This window comes from Streptococcus sp. 1032, from assembly GCF_013277015.1.
Taxonomy (GTDB): domain Bacteria; phylum Bacillota; class Bacilli; order Lactobacillales; family Streptococcaceae; genus Streptococcus.
Genome location: NZ_VMMD01000018.1, coordinates 26,910 through 43,462, shown reverse-complemented (window position 1 = coordinate 43,462; position 16,553 = coordinate 26,910). Strand labels below are relative to the sequence as shown.

Here is a 16,553-nt window from a genome sequence, read left to right as displayed (position 1 = left end):
TTACACCTCTTTTCGCACAGGTGGTCTGGTATCAAAGGCATGGAGCAGTTCTTCAAATACAGGGTGGAACTGTATCACACCGACACGACCATATAAATCACTGATAAGGCATTGCCCGTTTTCCAAATCACGCAATCGCTTCTGATTGTTTTCGTCCTCTGGGTCTACACCAAAAAAGGCTAAGGTCTTTTTAATCTCGTTAAGGTCAGTGGAACGAAATGCAAATTTTAAGCCGAGGTTATTTTTCAGTTTTTCATCTAAGAGGTCGTCTGTATTTTGGGTCACGAAATATACCCCAGCGTTCATAGCACGACCAGCCCGAACCAGCTTCATAGATAGTGTTTTTCCTTGTGCTACCTGTAAAAAGCTCCATGCTTCGTCTAAATCTACAATCTTGAAAATGCTTCGGTCTGTATGGATAAAGTCTAAAGCAAAGGTACTAATGACAATCAGCATAGCAACGGATAAAAGCTCCATAGTGGTATATTCCTCAAAGGAAGTTTCCTTGTCGGGAAGTACCAAGTCCGCAACCTGTATAATGTTCAGTTGTTTTTCTAAGCTGATAGACTGCTCCACATAACCATTACTGAATAATAAATGTGCAAAGTCATAGTCTGTAAAACTTTCGATATGGTCGGCTATACTGGTACTTAGTGGCGTATTCTCAACCCGTAATTCCTCAATCACTTTCATCAACCCTCGTACTTCACTATTGGTTACTGCACGAATGGCTTTTCTAAGGATTGGGAAGCGTTCCCCATCACGAGAGGAAATCCCCGTAAGGAATGTCAGAATATCAATAGCCAGTGATTCAGAATCTTTGGGATTTTTCATAATCACATAAGGGTCAAGTAAGCCTTTGTTTTTCTCATCAGAAGTCAGAGTGACGATATTGATTTCATGGGAAATCTCTGGCAAGGTTTCTTTCCATCTGCCACGTTCTGCTTTTGGGTCTACAATCACTGCTTGTGCCCCATAAAGCACCGCATAATAGACGATAAGGTTATTCGCAAAGGATTTACCACCACCCAGCGAACCAACAAAAGCCGACGCTAACGCATTGGTTACTGAACCCTTAACCCCTTGACTGGCAAGAGCAGGTTTCAGATAGACATTGCGTCCAGTATCTAAGCTGTAGCCAACATAAATCCCCTCATTTTCCCCCAGCATTTGAGTAGCACCAAAACCTAAACCAGCGAGGAAATCAGAGGTCACGTATTGAATATAATCATTCATATAACGCTTGCTGGCAGGTAAAAATTCTTCATGTAAGCCGAGCATATCCCCAAATGGTCGTACCAGTTTTACGCTTAAATCGTCATAAAAATCTTTCACTTCATTACAACGACGTTTGAGTTCGTCAAGATCATTTGCTGATACCCTTACCACATAAGACAGCTTGTACATAGATTCCTTGCTTTGGTCTAAATTGGTTTCCAGCTCATTCACACTTTCCAGAGCTTCCGCCACATTGGAGCTGGTTTCATTATCACTTTGCCAAGCGTGGTTATCCAAGTCTTTCAGTTCTTTCTTTTTATTGCGGACAGTAGATAGGGCTTTACGATTCGCTACAATTTCCACATTCATTGACGTATCAATCGGGAATGTAAATTGCTGTTGCTGGTAGTAGAAGATTTCAGAGGACGGGAAGTCCAGTTCTCCGACAATGCTGTTAATGGTAAAGTAAGCTACATAGACGGTTTCATCTTCCTGCTGGATTTTCAAATATCGCTGTTTTTCTTCCACCAAACAGCGAGTAGGCTTAATCAAGTCATAGTATTTAATCAGCGTTTCATTATCCAGCTTTTTCTTTGATAGATGGTACTCATACTCTTCATAGGCAGTGCCTGTCTGTCCGTAAAGGTGTTCAATCAGATAGCCGAAGTCGTCCTTATCTAACCTGCGGATTTTGAAACGACGAGAGATTTTATTTTCTAAGAGCTTTTCCATCTTCTGAAAACGCAGGATTTCATCATTACTCATACTAACAAAATCGCCCATCAGCTTATGGTTCACATCATAGACAAAATCAGACAAAGCATTTTTTGCTTCAACGGTAAGACTTTTCATAGAAAACTCCTGATCGTTGAGAAGCAACTTAAAGCCGATAAAGAAACGGTAGTTCACTTGATTTTCGCCAATCATGGATATTAAAGCGTCTGTCTGTTGGTCGATTTTGTCATAGGCAACCGCTTTGAGCTTGCCAGTGACTTCATTTTTGGAACGCTCTTGTGCAGAACGTATGCTGGATTCTGTACTGATTTGTAAAGCATGAATTTTGCCATCACGATTTTGTGCGATAAGCTGTCTGAAAGAATCATGCACTTGTATTTTCTGTTCTGGACTTAGAAATGAGTAATTGTAAGGAACAAGCTCATAGTAAGCATAACATTCCCCGTCTTTATTCCAGACGAGATTGTTTTCAATGTATTTAATTGGATATGCCATAAAATTCACTCCTAACTGCTGTAATGGCTTCTTGTGGCTGGTTTCTGCCAAGCGTTACTTTTTTTCCTGCATAGGTCAGCTTTGGTCGCAGTGCATAAGCAATGACAGACTTCAAAAATCCATAAGGCTTTTTACCATCAAAAGTTTTTGTAGACATAAACCATGTGAAAGCCACAGGAATCCCAAAGTATTTGAGAAATGCTCCCTCTATCATGGAAAGAGGGGGCAAGTTGCCAAGTATCATCACTGCAAAGAGTGACACGACAAACCATGTCATTTGCGTAAAGGTTATGGGAAACGGAAGTCTAAAATCATTGATAGAATACAGTACCTTTTCCACAGACCAGATACTGGTATAGCTTCGTATTTTCTTCATGTAATCAATCCTTTCATAAAAAATAGGGGTAGCTGATTGAGCCACCCCGTAAAATAGAAAATCTGCCAGTAGTAATGTACCGACAGATTTAATAGACGATTTCAAAAATCCCATGATTGGTTGAGATAAACGTTCCTGAAAGGTCTAAATCCCGACCATAGGCTTGATAATCAATATAGTTTTGAAGACTAGCTGGTACTTCGCCTAAAGCACCCGTTTCTTCAATGTAGTAGCGTGCCACGTCATACATATCATCACAATCGGAATGAATGATAATATCCTCTTGATGTTCGCTTAGTTCTTCAATGCTTGAAAAATGAGTGAGCAGAGCAGATAGCTCCGATTGTAATTCTTCGGGTAATTCCGATACCATTTCCCATAGTCGATTGAGTTCGCCAATGGAAGTGTATTCGTCAACCGTAAAGGGTAACTCGTAGTCATGAATGGCGTATTCCTCATATTCATCATTCAAGCCGATTTTCTCTTTGACTTCCTCAAAGTCAATGGGAAAGGTAAACCACGCACCGACCAATTCGCCCTCATTGTATTTGCCTAAATTCGCAATATAGACTTGCATATCGTCCATATATTCACGTCCTTTCTTTGTAGAGATTCAAAAATCCCTACCGCACTTCGTTTGGTGTACCATTCCTTTGCGGAACATAAGAAAACCACTTATATTCCACAAAAGAACGGTTTTATTTAAGCACCAATAATGCGATTGAATAGCTCTAGTAAAATGTCTTTTACTCCAGCAGCGTTGAAGACTAAGCCAACCGCAATAATCGCAATAATTAAAAAGCCAATCAGTTTGCTAAACTCACGCTTGAAGCCAAGATACAAGCCAATCACAACGATTGCTAAAAGCACCAGTGATTGAGCGTTTGATAGAAACCAGTTATAAAGGTTTTGTCCAAAATTCATAAAAATGTTCTCCTCTCTATATTCAATGAATTTGTATTTGAGTTATTTTTTTGTTGTTATCACGTCCTGTTCTTTTACTGACTGTTGCTTCAAAATCTGCTTGTGTCGGTCTGTCAGTTTCGCATGGTCGAGAATGTCTTTTACAACCTGCGTCTGGTTGATTTCATCAAGTTTAATCGCAACCTTTAAGGTCGGGGCAACTTGATGAGATAGCCAGTTCAGCGTCCTTTGGAAGGAGTAAGGCTCTGGTTTTGTGGTTAGTTTTAATCGTTCACGATTGTTCCCAATAAACCAAGCCCATTCTTCATTCAGTTTCCAATCAGAACGAGGTTTGGAATCGTCTTTATCTACAAAACGGATATACCGATTGATAATTTTAAAGGCGGTATGCTCTGGATTGTCATAGACGAGTAAATCACGGACTGCATAATAGGCACGCTCATTTTTCAATCGAATCTCAAAACGGTTTTTTACTTCTGCGTCTTCAATGGGAATATCATTTTTCTTGTACTGCTCGTAGTCCTTTTCATAGATACAGAAATAAACTTCACTTTGTAATGAACCGATATAGAGGGTGTTTCCCATACATTCCTTTTCCTCTTTGCGTACCAGTTCGCCACTGCGATAGCTTTTAAAACTGCGGAAGACGGAGATACATTCTTCCTGTTGGCACTTTTCAGTGAGTACAGGGATATTCAAAATCCCTGTCTTATCGTTAATGGCAAGGTCAAGGCGTTTCATCACACCGCCAGCCACCAAAACGTCCATAAAGAACTCATACCAGCTTCTTTGTTGTGCCAGAAGATAGCTTTCAAATTGTCTGCACCCACGACCTTTCAATTCCACCAGAACTCCTTTGTCCAGTTCATGGGAGCAAAGGACGAATATGTCGCCTAAAGCATAATGCTCTGAATAAGAATAGAAACCATAGTCCTCATGAAGAAAATAGGACAGTTTCAGTTGTAAGATGTTTTCGACCACCTGCTGTACGTCTGTTGTCGGAAAGCGAATCCTTACATAATCAAACAGCATTTCAAGGGGAGCGTCGGGATTGAAGCGTTCCAGAGCTTCCCAAAGGGACTGCTGTAAATCCTCTGATGGCTTGACTTTTCCTGTTTCAATATCGCTTAGATACTGCCTTGTAATACCAGTCGCAACAGCTAAACGGTTTTGAGATAGTCCATAAGCCAAGCGTTTTTCTTTTAAATGCTGTAACCAAGTTTGTTCATTCAGTAAAAATCCCTCCAATCAAAAAGGCGTATGTCAACTTTTAAAGCCCATTTGACATACGCTGAAATTTTGTAAATCCCTTGTAACCAAAGGATTTTCTAATGTTTTTTTGACTGTTTCCTGTCGATTTGTACCCCCCTGTTAGATACGGGGGGTTAAGTGCTGGCGTGGCTATTGCCACACCAGCCAGCAAGATCAGTCCACACCTGCGACTTCCGCTTCGCACGTCGCCTGCGTGGACTGTCTGCTGTTGGATAACTTTTTAATTTCCTCCAAGAAATCATATCCTTTTGGTACAAGGGGAGTATAAAACTCTGATATGACACTTGTTCCTACATCAACATAGCCACGACCTTTGATTCGCTTTAAGAAGAAATCCTTTTGTACGTCACTGCCAAACATCATGCCATAGCCCATTTCAGACATACGACCTAAAGCCACTCTGAAATTAAACTGATCACGGATTCCGTCGCCTAAATATTTTGCGTCTGGACGTTGACAAGCCAGTATTAGAAAGAAGCCAGCTTGACGACCTAACATGACAATCTGTTTCAGCTTATTCATAACTGCGGTGTTTTCTTTTGTTCCCAGCATTTCCATGAAAGCGACGTATTCATCAAAGATTAAGAAGTGTGCCGGGAGACCTAAGTAAGCATAATTTTTGCCAGTCTTATAGTTCTTCATCTGCTTCATTTCCTCACTACGTTTCATCATTTCTTCATAGAATGTTTCAATGCAAGAAAGCAAGTCTTCTTTTCTATAGTAGACATTTGCCATCACAGAACCTAAGTCCGCAAGGTCAGCATTTTTCGGGTCAAGAATATACAGTTTTGAATCTGTATGAAGCAAGGCTTCAATCAGTGTCAGTATAAAGTAAGTTTTACCGCCACCTGTACCACCAGCAATCAACATATGAGGGAGCTTATCATATTCCCACCATACGTTTTTCATTAAGCGAAGTTTACCATCTTTAGCTTCTACTTCATCAATAGAAATACGACTGGCTATGGTGTCATAGAGCAAAGTATATTCCACATAGGAATCCTTTAACTCTTTATCCGTCAGCTCACAGTACAAGCCACTCTCTAATTTCTTTTCCAAGTGTAAGAGTTGGTCTTGATATTTTCCCAGCGTGATTTCCACCCGTATCTGTATCAAGCCATTTTTAAGTCGATAATACATTTTAGGGAAGTAGGTTATCTTTTCCTTTGTACGACCAGCACTATCTTTAAAGAAACCCTCTGTTTTGACCTGTTCAGATTCATACCACTTGTTTTCAAGTATCATCTTTGCCAGTTTTTGACGGTGGTAAAGTTGTTTAACCGTATCATAGCGAACCCGTTTGAATACAAACGCTACCAGCAAGCAGATAAGAATTGCGACACTGAAACTGATAATTAAATAGGGAATGTCAATCTTATCTGCTTGTGATAGGTTAAAATCCTGCCAGTTGATCTGCTGGATTGTCTTCACATGAAACAGTCCGACAACCAGCAGGAAAACAGGCAGGAGTGACGCTATCGTAAAATGAAAGACTAAATCTTTACCAGATGGGCGAATCCTTTTACCACGCTGTTTCATGCGAAAAAGTCTCCTTTCTACCTAGCGACTATTTGTCTTGTGTCGGTTCTTTCTTTGCTTGTGGTTGAGCTTTGAATGAACTAGAATCCTTTGTCAGCACAATATCGTCTGCCTTGATATACCAGTCAACATCTGCTCCTTGATAGGTGGCAGTAGCAACGGTGTCCGCAATGGGATTGATAAGTTCCACCCGTGCGTTATAATCAAACTCTTTCAAAGGCACGCTGGCAGGAATACTTACTTGAATCATGCGTCCTTGTCCTTTGGATTTTAAGTCATAGGTACGTTCCTTGATTTCATCTGAAACCGACCCGTCTTCATTTTGGATTCTCACTTCACGACGTAGAGCAGAGAATTTCAATTCTCCAAAAGTCGTGTCTTTATCTAATACAATGCCATTTGCTAATCTCATCATTTTTCCTCTCTTTCTTTATTCTTTTATCATGTCGTCAGCATGTAAAAGGTAATTTGTAAAACCACGAGTGCCGATTTTGTAGCCCTCTGCGGTAATACGTGGATTGACTAACTTCACACGTTCCTCAAAGCCGAAATGTTTTTCGCCAGCTTCAGCAGGAAGCACCACCACAATATCATCTGCTCTTTGAACATCAGAATAGAGATTATAGCTTCTTGATAAGACAGTTAGCCGTCCGTTGATTCTTCGCTGAACGACTTTATCCTCGCCAGCAAATTCTAAATTGCCGAATGTTTTTTCCATGTTGGGAATCACAAATTTAAGTTCCATATTTTTACCTATCCTTTCTTTTTTATTGGCTGAATGAATGTTTGATGGTCTTAAAGAGTGGGGAACGACCTTTTGATTCTTGATTTTTTGTTTTCATAAGTTCACTTCCTTTCAAAATCGGGTAAAAAAATAGACACCTCATTTTTTGAAGTGTCTACCTATTAAATATTCAAATTTTATTGGAAGTATCTTTATATCTTCACTTTTCAAGGATAAATCGTCGTATCAAAGCTCATTCATAAGTAGTAAATTAGTAGTAAATTGAGTGGTTTTGACCTTGATAAAGTGTGATAAGTCCAGTTTTTATGCGGATAACTAGATTTTTATGCTATTTTTGATATAAAAAATAGATAAGAAAACCCTGAAAATCAAACTTTCAGGGTTGGTAGGGGATTGGAGAAATTAGTTGATTTTCTCGACATAGAGTTGTTTTGCAATGTCCATACTTACTTGTAAGTCCTCGTCTTTACTAAGGATAGTGAAGGTGTTGCTGAAGCCATCAAACTGCTTGACTTGGAGCTGATCACCGATGTGAAGTGAGTGCTTGTCCAGATAATGGAGAATGTCAAAACTATCATGCACCCGAGTCAGGCGGTAGGAGCCAGCTTCCTTGATGTCAGCTAGTGGGAGGTTATTGATTTCAACTAGGAGTTCTCCCTTGGCAGGAATGGTTCCTCCGTGAGGGCAGGTCTTGGGAAATCCAAGCAATTTATCCAGTCTTTCCACGAAGAGGTCAGAGACAGTATGTTCCAATACCTCAGCTTCCTCGTGAATCTGGTCACTCGTATAGTCTAAATGATGAACTAGAAAAACTTCAATCAAGCGATGTTTACGGTAGAGCTCAGAGACCAGTTTGAGGCCGAGGTCAGTCAGTAGATAGCCACATTCCTTGTCCTTGAGGATGAGATTTTCACTCTTCATCCGTTTAATCATTTCAGTTACGGCAGGGGGAGAGACTTGCATGCGGGCAGCAATTTCCTTGTTGGTAATTTTATGCAGGTCTATGCCGATTTCATAAATACATTTTAGATAGTCTTCTTTATTCGGGGTCATTCGCTTCCTCTTGTCTAATATCTTTATCTAGTATATCAAAAAAAGCTAGATTTCTCTAGCTGTGACTTTTTATGTTATACTTATTGCAAGAGAAAAAACGAGGAGATGGATATGACGAAAATAGCTCTTCTTTCAGATATTCATGGAAATACCACCGCCTTGGAGGCTGTTTTGGCAGATGCTCGGCAGCTAGGAGTGGATGAATACTGGCTTTTGGGAGACATTCTCATGCCAGGGACAGGGCGTAGAAGGATTTTGGACTTGTTGGCTCAACTACCGATTACAGCTAGAGTTTTGGGAAACTGGGAAGATAGTTTGTGGCATGGTGTCCGTAAGGAATTGGATAGTACTCGTCCCAGTCAACGCTATCTCTTGCGCCAGTGCCAGTATGTTTTAGAGGAAATTTCCCTAGAAGAAATTGAACTGCTCCACAATCAACCTCTCCAGCTTCATCGTCAGTTTGGGGATTTGACGGTGGGAATTAGCCACCATCTTCCTGATAAGAACTGGGGGCGAGAGTTGATTCATACTGGAGCGCAAGAGGATTTTGACCGCTTGGTGACCAATCCCCCTTGTGATATTGCTGTTTATGGCCATATTCACCAGCAGTTGCTTCGTTACGGGACTGGTGGACAATTGATTGTCAATCCAGGTTCGATTGGGCAGCCTTTCTTTCTAGATGCTCAGTTGCGGAAGGACTTGCGGGCCCAGTATATGATTTTGGAGTTTGATGACAAGGGCTTGGTAGATATGGACTTCCGACGGGTAGATTACGATGTGGCAACTGAATTGCAGCTAGCTAAAGACCTGAAACTTCCCTATTTTGAGGTTTATTATGAAAGTCTGGTCAATGGTATTCACCATACTCATCATCAGGAATTTTTGAGAGAATTGGCCCAGAAAGAGGGCTATGATAGGGAATTAGATGCTTGGTTGAAAAGTGGTAACGATTGACATTACAACTAAAAAGGGTATAATAAAAGAAAAAGAAGAGTAGAGGTAGGGATGCCTCGTAAAAAGGAGAAGAGTATGCAAATTCCAAGTAGATTTACCATTGCGACTCATATGCTGATTATTATCGCTCTCAAGGGGAAGGAAAGCAAGGTGACCAGTGATTTTCTGGCTGCTAGTGTCGGGGTCAATCCTGTCATTATCAGAAAGACCTTGTCCCAGTTGAAGAAGGCAGAGCTGATTTCAGTAGCGCGTGGAACAGGGGGAACAGAGATTGTCAAGGATCTCAAGGAGATTAGTCTTTTAGATGTTTATCAAGCGGTCGAGTGTCTTGGTAAGACAGGTCAACTCTTTAGTTTCCATGACAATCCAAATCCAAATTGCCCAGTCGGAGCTCATATTCATGAGGTTTTGGATCAAAAATTGGAGAGAATCCAGCTAGCTATGGAGGCGGAGCTTGGTCAGACTAGTTTAGAACAAGTCGTGGCCGATGCAGAGAGTCAGATGAAGGATTGAATTTTCTTTAAAACAAGAAAGCTTATGAAAAGGCAAAAACCTTATCATAAGCTTTTTATCTATTCTTCCATGCTTGGTAACGGGTATCAATCAATAACTGGGTAAGGCGTCCCATGGTTTCTCTTTCTTCTGGAGTGAGGGATTGAGCTTGGACAAAGAGATGATGAATGTGTTCGATAGCCTTGAAGGAAGATAAGTCATTGATGGAGCTAATTCCAGCATCAAGAATAGTGCCAAAGAAGAGGTCGAAGTAGAGCTGGAGTTCTTCATCAGGGACTGTCGCTACCCATTCTTTAAAGGTTGTGTCTACTTGTTGGCTATCACTGTTGGTCTTATTCAGTTGGACGAAGTGCTTGTCCTCAATCTGCCAACTAAAGGTATCGTGCTGGGCGATGCCACCCAAGGCAGTACTCTGAACGATGATTTGGTGGGCAGGAATTTCTAGCATCCTACCGATAATGGAACCTTGTGGAATGAAGACCTTGGTTCTATCCATTATCCTTTGATAACCCTCGGTCTGTGTCAATTCTGTGTGAAGACCAGGCGCATCAAATGTATAAACTGCTGTGATCTGATCTTGCAAGCTTTGCTCAATTTGGCTAGTAGCATAGATAGCTAGATTTCCTCCCTTGGAATGCCCAGCCAGAATGACCTTTTTCTTTGGATGGTGGGCAAAAAAGTTCTTTAAATAGCGGAGGGCGTGCTTTTGAGCAGGAATTTCCTTCATATAGGTCAGGTGGAAATCTTCCTTCCAGCCAATGATACTATCATCAGTCCCACGAAAGACAATCAGATAGGTATCGAGAGTGAGGCGGTAGGTCATAGCAGCAAATTGCTTTTGCAGCTCAGGGTCGATGTCGTTGATAAAATGGGAGAGTTTGCAATTTTTGAAGCGTTTGTGTTGAGCTAGTTCATCTAATAGCTGGAGGCGATTTTTGCTGGTCAACATGTTAGGTTCTCTTGGAACCTGAGGTGCCAGTTCTAAAAGTCGCTGAGGAGCTGTGGAGACCAGATTATCAAAGGAGAGATAGGCGGTTTCTGTTAAGGCTAGAATGTCTAATTCATTTAAAGGAAGGTCGTAATAAGAATCGTATGCGACATCTTTCAGATAGTCAAAAATATTGGCCATAAGAGCTCCTTTCTTTTTATTTATCTTATCAAATTTCCCTCAAATTAGCTACTAGGGTTACCTCACTTTGTTAGCTGAAAACAAGCTATTTCAAATTCAGTTTCAGACCTGCTAGCATGGAAAAATCTGTTATAATAATAGAAAAGGAGAAGCGCATGCACAAGATTTTATTAGTAGAAGATGATCAGGTCATTCGTCAACAAGTCGGGAAAATGCTCTCTGAATGGGGATTTGAAGTGGTCTTGGTAGAAGACTTTATGGAAGTTTTGAGTCTATTTGTTCAGTCGGAACCTCATCTGGTCCTCATGGATATTGGTTTGCCCTTGTTTAATGGTTATCACTGGTGTCAGGAAATTCGCAAGATTTCCAAGGTACCCATCATGTTTCTGTCTTCCAGAGACCAGGCTATGGATATCGTCATGGCGATCAATATGGGGGCGGATGACTTTGTGACCAAGCCTTTTGACCAGCAGGTTCTTTTAGCCAAGGTTCAGGGCTTGTTGCGTCGTTCCTATGAGTTTGGGCGTGACGAGAGTTTACTGGAATATGCTGGTGTTATCCTCAATACCAAATCCATGGATTTACATTATCAAGGCCAAGTCTTAAATTTGACCAAGAACGAATTCCAGATTTTACGAGTTTTGTTTGAGCATGCGGGCAACATCGTAGCGCGTGATGACCTGATGCGGGAACTTTGGAACAGTGACTTTTTTATTGATGATAATACGCTCTCTGTTAATGTGGCTCGATTGCGTAAAAAGTTGGAAGAGCAGGGCTTGGTAGGTTTTATCGAGACCAAGAAAGGAATAGGGTACGGATTAAAGCATGCTTGATTGGAAACAATTTTTTCTAGCCTATCTGCGCTCCCGTAGTCGTCTTTTGGTTTATCTGCTTGCTTTGGCATTTCTGGTTTTGCTCTTTCAGTTTTTATTTGCAAGTTTAGGAACTTACTTTCTCTATTTTTTCCTCTTGTGTTGCTTTGTAACCATCTTATTTTTCACTTGGGACATATTGGTAGAAATGCAGGTCTATCGTAAGGAACTTCTCTATGGGGAGAGGGAGGCCAAATCTCCTTTGGAAATAGCTTTAGCAGAAAAATTAGAAGCGCGTGAGATGGAACTTTATCAGCAGAGGTCAGATTCAGAAAGAAAACTGACGGATTTGCTGGATTACTATACCTTGTGGGTCCATCAGATAAAGACCCCCATTGCAGCCAGTCAACTCTTAGTTGCAGAAGTAGATGACCGCCAACTGAAGCAGCAATTAGAACAGGAAATTTTCAAGATTGACTCCTATACCAATCTAGTTTTACAGTACCTGCGTTTAGAAAGTTTTCATGATGATTTGGTCTTAAAGCAGGTTCAAATTGAGGACTTGGTCAAGGAAATAATTCGTAAATACGCTCTTTTCTTTATTCAAAAAGGCCTAAATGTCAATCTACATGACCTTGATAAAGAAATCGTGACGGATAAAAAGTGGCTGCTAGTGGTCATTGAGCAAATCATCTCAAATAGTCTCAAGTACACTAAGGAAGGTGGTCTGGAGATTTATATGGACGGTCAAGAGCTCTGTATCAAGGATACAGGAATCGGAATAAAAAACAGTGATGTTCTCCGAGTCTTTGAACGTGGATTTTCAGGATACAATGGGCGCCTAACCCAGCAGTCATCTGGACTTGGTCTTTACCTATCCAAGAAAATTTCTGAAGAACTGGGGCACCAGATTCGTATCGAGTCTGAGGTTGGTACAGGAACGATAGTGCGGATTCAGTTTGCTCAAGTGAACTTAGTCCTTGAGTGAGAATAGACGAAAAAGCCTCCGGATTGGAGGCTTTTATGCTAGATTCTTAGACTCAACTCGTGATTTGTTGGCGATATCAGCTAGGATAGCTTGAACAAAATCATCTACTGAGACAGTTTGTGTTTCTTTTTGGCCGTAGCGACGAACGTTGACTGTTCCGTCTTCCATTTCCTTGTCCCCAACGATCAATTGGTAAGGAATCTTGCTGGTTTGTGACGCACGGATTTTAAACTGCATTTTTTCATTGCGTTCATCTACGTCTGCACGGACACCACGGTCACGGAGTTTTTTAGCTACTTCCCAAGCGTAGTCCACGTGTTTTTCGTTAGATACTGGGATGAGGGTTACTTGGTGTGGTGCAAGCCATGTTGGGAAGGCACCCTTGTAGTTCTCAATCAAGATAGCTGTGAAGCGTTCCATAGTTGAGATAACTCCACGGTGGATCATAACTGGACGGTGCTCTTCGCCATCAGCTCCGATGTATTTAAGGTCGAAACGTTCTGGAAGCAAGAAGTCAAGCTGGATAGTAGAAAGAGTTTCTTCTTTTCCAAGAGCGGTCTTAACTTGGATATCCAATTTTGGTCCGTAGAAGGCTGCTTCACCTTCGGCTTCAAAGTAGTCCACACCCATTTCATCAAGGGCTGCGCGAAGCATGGTTTGAGCATTTTCCCACATTTCATCGTTATCAAAGTACTTGTGAGTATCTTGAGGGTCACGAAGAGAGAGGCGGAAGCGGTATTCATTCAAGTTGAAGTCTTCATAAACATCGATAATCAACTGAAGAGCACGTTGGAATTCTTCTTGGATTTGTTCTGGAGTAACGAAGAGGTGACCGTCGTTGAGTGACATTTCACGTACACGTTGAAGACCAGTGAGGGCACCAGATTTTTCATAACGGTGCATCATACCGATTTCAGCGATACGGATTGGCAACTCACGGTAAGAGTGAACATGATGTTTGAAGACTTGGATGTGGTGTGGGCAGTTCATTGGACGAAGGACAAATTCTTCCCCGTCACCCATGTCCATAGTTGGGAACATGTCTTCTTGGTAATGATCCCAGTGACCAGAAGTCTTGTAAAGTTCAACAGAAGCAAGTGGTGGAGTGTAAACATGTTGGTAGCCAGAAGCCAACTCTTTGTCTACGATGTAGCGTTCCAACTCACGACGAATAGTCGCACCATTTGGCAACCAGAATGGCAAACCTTGTCCCACTTCTTGTGAAATCATGAAGAGGTCAAGCTCTTTACCAAGTTTACGGTGATCACGTTCCTTAGCTTCTTCACGCATTTGAAGGTAGTTCTTCAAGTCTTTCTTGTCAAACCAAGCTGTACCGTAGATACGTTGCATCATAGCGTTGTCGCTATTTCCACGCCAGTAAGCACCTGCTACATGGAGAAGGTGGAAGATTTGGATACGGCCTGTTGAAGGGACGTGTGGGCCACGGCAAAGGTCTACATATTCCCCCTGACGGTAGATGGTCAAACCACCTTCGTCTTCTGAGTGTTCTTCAATCAATTCTAATTTGTAAGGGTCATTTTTGAAGATTTCACGTGCCTCGTCTTTAGTAACTTCTTCACGGATTGATGGGAAGTTTTCTTTGACAATTTTTTGCATTTCTTCTTCGATACGAGGAAGGTCTTCGTTAGAGATTTGACCAGCTGTGTTGTCAGTATCGTAGTAGAAACCATCTTCGATGGCCGGACCAACTCCCAAGTGAATGTCTGGGAAAAGACGACGAGCTGCTTGGGCGAACAAGTGAGCAGCTGAGTGACGCAAGATTGGAAGGGCATCTTCGTGATCAGGTGTCACGATTTCGATGCTTCCATCTTCAGTGATAGCACGAGTAGTGTCGATGAGCTTGCCGTTGAATTTACCAGCCAAGGCCTTTTTAGCTAGAGAATTGCTGATAGATTGGGCAATTTCAAAAGTTGTAACGCCAGATTCGAATTCACGAACAGCGCCATCTGGGAAAGTAATGTTAATCATGATGTTCTCCTTACTTATATTATTGACGAATGTGTTAACCCTATTCTGAAAACAGGGACAGAGGATTGTGAAAGATAGAAAAACAAAAAGCGACATCCTCGAAAGGACGTCGCAACGTGGTTCCACCTTCATTTATGTTCCTCAAAAGAGAGGGACACCTCTGATTGGCTCTAACGTGGCCACCGTTTTATGTTTTCATAAAAACTCAAGAGTAGTATCAGTTTAGGCTTTCTATGCGTTTCCAGCAACCACGCACTCTCTAGTAGAAAGGGACTAAGTGACTTGTCTCTATGGATTATTATAGCATGATTGTGAGATTTTTCAAGGATTTTGTGAAAGTTTTTTGTTTTTCAGTTTTTGCACTAGATTCTTAATAGCGGCACCGACAGCCATACCAACTATGGCAAAGATTTCATAGGCTAGGAAGTAGAGAAGGATAAATTCTCTGAAAGTAATGATGGTAAAACAAAAGAGCAGTCCGTTACCAATTAACCACCAAAGTGAGAAACGGAAACGGTAGCTATAGAGTAGCGATATAATCAAGATTACCAGAGGTGTAAAGAAGAGAATATTATTTACGTAGAGACTCTTGAGCAAAAGGGGGTCAGAAATGATTAGTGATAACAACTCATAAAATGGCCAATAAAAGAAAAATACGACCAAATAGTAGGGGACATGGGAATAGAATCTAGGCATGATAATCACCTCGTTTAAAAACAGATAACTTGGATTTCTTGCTATGATTATTATAGCATGTTTAAAACAAGAAAGTAAATCTGTTGACAAAGAAGTTAGTTATTGGTAGAATAGGGATTGTCGTAAAGACAAATAACTTCTTCTTGGTTACAGGCATGCCAACCTGTCACTCGGATGAAGCCAAATAAAAAGGAGAAACATCATGGCAATCTCAAAAGAGAAAAAAAATGAAATCATCGCACAATATGCACGTCACGAAGGTGATACAGGTTCAGTAGAGGTTCAAGTTGCTGTCCTTACTTGGGAAATCAACCACCTTAACGAACACATCAAACAACACAAAAAAGACCACGCTACTTACCGTGGATTGATGAAAAAAATCGGTCGCCGTCGTAACTTGCTTGCATACTTGCGTAAAAACGACGTTAACCGTTACCGTGAGTTAATCAACTCTCTAGGACTTCGTCGTTAATTCAAGATACAAAGGCCGTCAAAAGCACAAAGCAAAAATAGGAAAATTGACGAAGAAACTTCAGTTTCTAGGAGATTTTATCTTTTTTGCCAAGTGCTTAGGCCGTGTTCAATTGAGCATATCTTGATAATGAAGCTACTCTAAATTGGGTAGCTTTTTTACTTTTGTTACCTTACTTCGATATACTCAAGTATAATCTTCGGTTACAGTTCCTAGCACTGTAAGGTAAAATAAACCAGAATGATCTCCCTTCGGGGAGATTTTTTTGTTTCACTAAAAATTTTGTACAATCTTCGGCTTACCGCCTAGTCTATAAACGGTTTATCCAGCAAGAATTATGATGCTAAGGGCGTAAGAAATCCGTATGAAAATAGGGAAATGACACAGTGTTCGATGAACACAAGGAGTTTCATCTTTTTCACTAGGATTTTAGCCCGGGCTCAAATCAGCTCTCGGACTTCAGAGGGCTTTTTTATTGAGATTTTATCGGTCACAATTTTGGAGACTACAAAAACTATCGGTCAACTCGACTTCTGGCAAGATGTGTTTTATCGGTCACAATTTTGGAGACTACAAAAACCTCAAATGGTATCAGCTAATTACACCATAAGGGTGCGTAGCTACTCGGCTTGAAAAGCCGAGT

The 16,553-nt window shown here is 41.1% G+C and carries 18 protein-coding genes; 5 read left to right on the top strand and 13 right to left on the bottom strand.

The window, feature by feature from the left end; all coding sequences use genetic code 11:
- The 10 genes from HT711_RS06915 to HT711_RS06870 form a co-directional block, all read right to left on the bottom strand.
- The gene (locus HT711_RS06915; protein WP_000331160.1) at positions 1-2,448 is read right to left on the bottom strand and encodes an ATP-binding protein; all 2,448 of its coding nucleotides are present in this window, start codon (positions 2,446-2,448) and stop codon (positions 1-3) included.
- Positions 2,432-2,824 (bottom strand): conjugal transfer protein, encoded by a 393-nt coding sequence (locus tag HT711_RS06910; protein ID WP_000723888.1) that lies wholly within the window; start codon positions 2,822-2,824, stop codon positions 2,432-2,434. The genes HT711_RS06915 and HT711_RS06910 overlap by 17 nt, the downstream gene beginning before the upstream one ends.
- A gap of 88 nt (positions 2,825-2,912) precedes the next feature.
- Positions 2,913-3,410 carry an antirestriction protein ArdA gene (locus HT711_RS06905; protein WP_000342539.1) on the bottom strand — a complete coding sequence of 166 codons (498 nt, stop codon included), beginning with the start codon at positions 3,408-3,410 and terminating at the stop codon, positions 2,913-2,915.
- Between the two features lie 116 nt (positions 3,411-3,526).
- Positions 3,527-3,748 carry a hypothetical protein gene (locus tag HT711_RS06900; RefSeq protein ID WP_001009056.1) on the bottom strand — a complete coding sequence of 74 codons (222 nt, stop codon included), beginning with the start codon at positions 3,746-3,748 and terminating at the stop codon, positions 3,527-3,529.
- A 42-nt stretch (positions 3,749-3,790) separates the two neighbouring features.
- Entirely contained in the window at positions 3,791-4,996 is a 1,206-nt protein-coding gene (mobT, locus tag HT711_RS06895; protein ID WP_000398284.1) for a MobT family relaxase, read from the bottom strand.
- A 22-nt stretch (positions 4,997-5,018) separates the two neighbouring features.
- The gene (locus HT711_RS06890; RefSeq protein WP_000879507.1) at positions 5,019-5,171 is read right to left on the bottom strand and encodes a hypothetical protein; all 153 of its coding nucleotides are present in this window, start codon (positions 5,169-5,171) and stop codon (positions 5,019-5,021) included.
- 2 nt (positions 5,172-5,173) lie between these two features.
- Positions 5,174-6,559, bottom strand: coding sequence for an FtsK/SpoIIIE domain-containing protein (locus HT711_RS06885; protein ID WP_000813488.1), 1,386 nt, complete (start codon positions 6,557-6,559; stop codon positions 5,174-5,176).
- 28 nt (positions 6,560-6,587) lie between these two features.
- Positions 6,588-6,974 carry a YdcP family protein gene (locus HT711_RS06880; RefSeq protein WP_000985015.1) on the bottom strand — a complete coding sequence of 129 codons (387 nt, stop codon included), beginning with the start codon at positions 6,972-6,974 and terminating at the stop codon, positions 6,588-6,590.
- Between the two features lie 15 nt (positions 6,975-6,989).
- On the bottom strand, positions 6,990-7,304 hold the full coding sequence (locus HT711_RS06875; RefSeq protein WP_000420682.1) for a YdcP family protein: 315 nt from the start codon (positions 7,302-7,304) through the stop codon (positions 6,990-6,992).
- 402 nt (positions 7,305-7,706) lie between these two features.
- The gene (locus HT711_RS06870) at positions 7,707-8,357 is read right to left on the bottom strand and encodes a metal-dependent transcriptional regulator (protein ID WP_000188509.1); all 651 of its coding nucleotides are present in this window, start codon (positions 8,355-8,357) and stop codon (positions 7,707-7,709) included.
- Between the two features lie 111 nt (positions 8,358-8,468).
- Here HT711_RS06870 and HT711_RS06865 point away from each other — a divergent pair, with 111 nt between their 5' ends.
- Both HT711_RS06865 and HT711_RS06860 read left to right on the top strand, forming a co-directional pair.
- Positions 8,469-9,311, top strand: coding sequence for a metallophosphoesterase family protein (locus tag HT711_RS06865; protein WP_173234638.1), 843 nt, complete (start codon positions 8,469-8,471; stop codon positions 9,309-9,311).
- A 75-nt stretch (positions 9,312-9,386) separates the two neighbouring features.
- Complete coding sequence (locus HT711_RS06860) at positions 9,387-9,824, top strand: Rrf2 family transcriptional regulator (RefSeq protein WP_173234640.1); 438 nt, start codon at positions 9,387-9,389, stop codon at positions 9,822-9,824.
- Between the two features lie 55 nt (positions 9,825-9,879).
- Here HT711_RS06860 and HT711_RS06855 read toward each other — a convergent pair whose 3' ends face one another.
- Positions 9,880-10,953: a DUF2974 domain-containing protein gene (locus HT711_RS06855; RefSeq protein WP_173234642.1), complete on the bottom strand. Its 1,074-nt coding sequence runs from the start codon at positions 10,951-10,953 to the stop codon at positions 9,880-9,882.
- Positions 10,954-11,108: 155 nt separating this feature from the next.
- On the opposite strand from HT711_RS06855, the gene HT711_RS06850 reads away from it, so the two are divergent.
- Both HT711_RS06850 and HT711_RS06845 read left to right on the top strand, forming a co-directional pair.
- A complete protein-coding gene (locus HT711_RS06850; protein WP_000548991.1) occupies positions 11,109-11,786 on the top strand; it encodes a response regulator transcription factor in 678 nt (225 codons plus the stop codon).
- Positions 11,779-12,753, top strand: coding sequence for a sensor histidine kinase (locus HT711_RS06845; RefSeq protein ID WP_173249900.1), 975 nt, complete (start codon positions 11,779-11,781; stop codon positions 12,751-12,753). The genes HT711_RS06850 and HT711_RS06845 overlap by 8 nt, the downstream gene beginning before the upstream one ends.
- A gap of 33 nt (positions 12,754-12,786) precedes the next feature.
- On the opposite strand, the gene thrS is transcribed toward HT711_RS06845, so the two are convergent.
- Positions 12,787-14,742: a threonine--tRNA ligase gene (gene thrS / locus HT711_RS06840; protein WP_173249899.1), complete on the bottom strand. Its 1,956-nt coding sequence runs from the start codon at positions 14,740-14,742 to the stop codon at positions 12,787-12,789.
- 321 nt (positions 14,743-15,063) lie between these two features.
- The gene (locus HT711_RS06835; protein ID WP_173234647.1) at positions 15,064-15,438 is read right to left on the bottom strand and encodes a hypothetical protein; all 375 of its coding nucleotides are present in this window, start codon (positions 15,436-15,438) and stop codon (positions 15,064-15,066) included.
- A gap of 202 nt (positions 15,439-15,640) precedes the next feature.
- Here HT711_RS06835 and rpsO point away from each other — a divergent pair, with 202 nt between their 5' ends.
- On the top strand, positions 15,641-15,910 hold the full coding sequence (gene rpsO, locus HT711_RS06830) for a 30S ribosomal protein S15 (protein WP_001018251.1): 270 nt from the start codon (positions 15,641-15,643) through the stop codon (positions 15,908-15,910).
- Positions 15,911-16,553 lie beyond the last annotated feature (643 nt).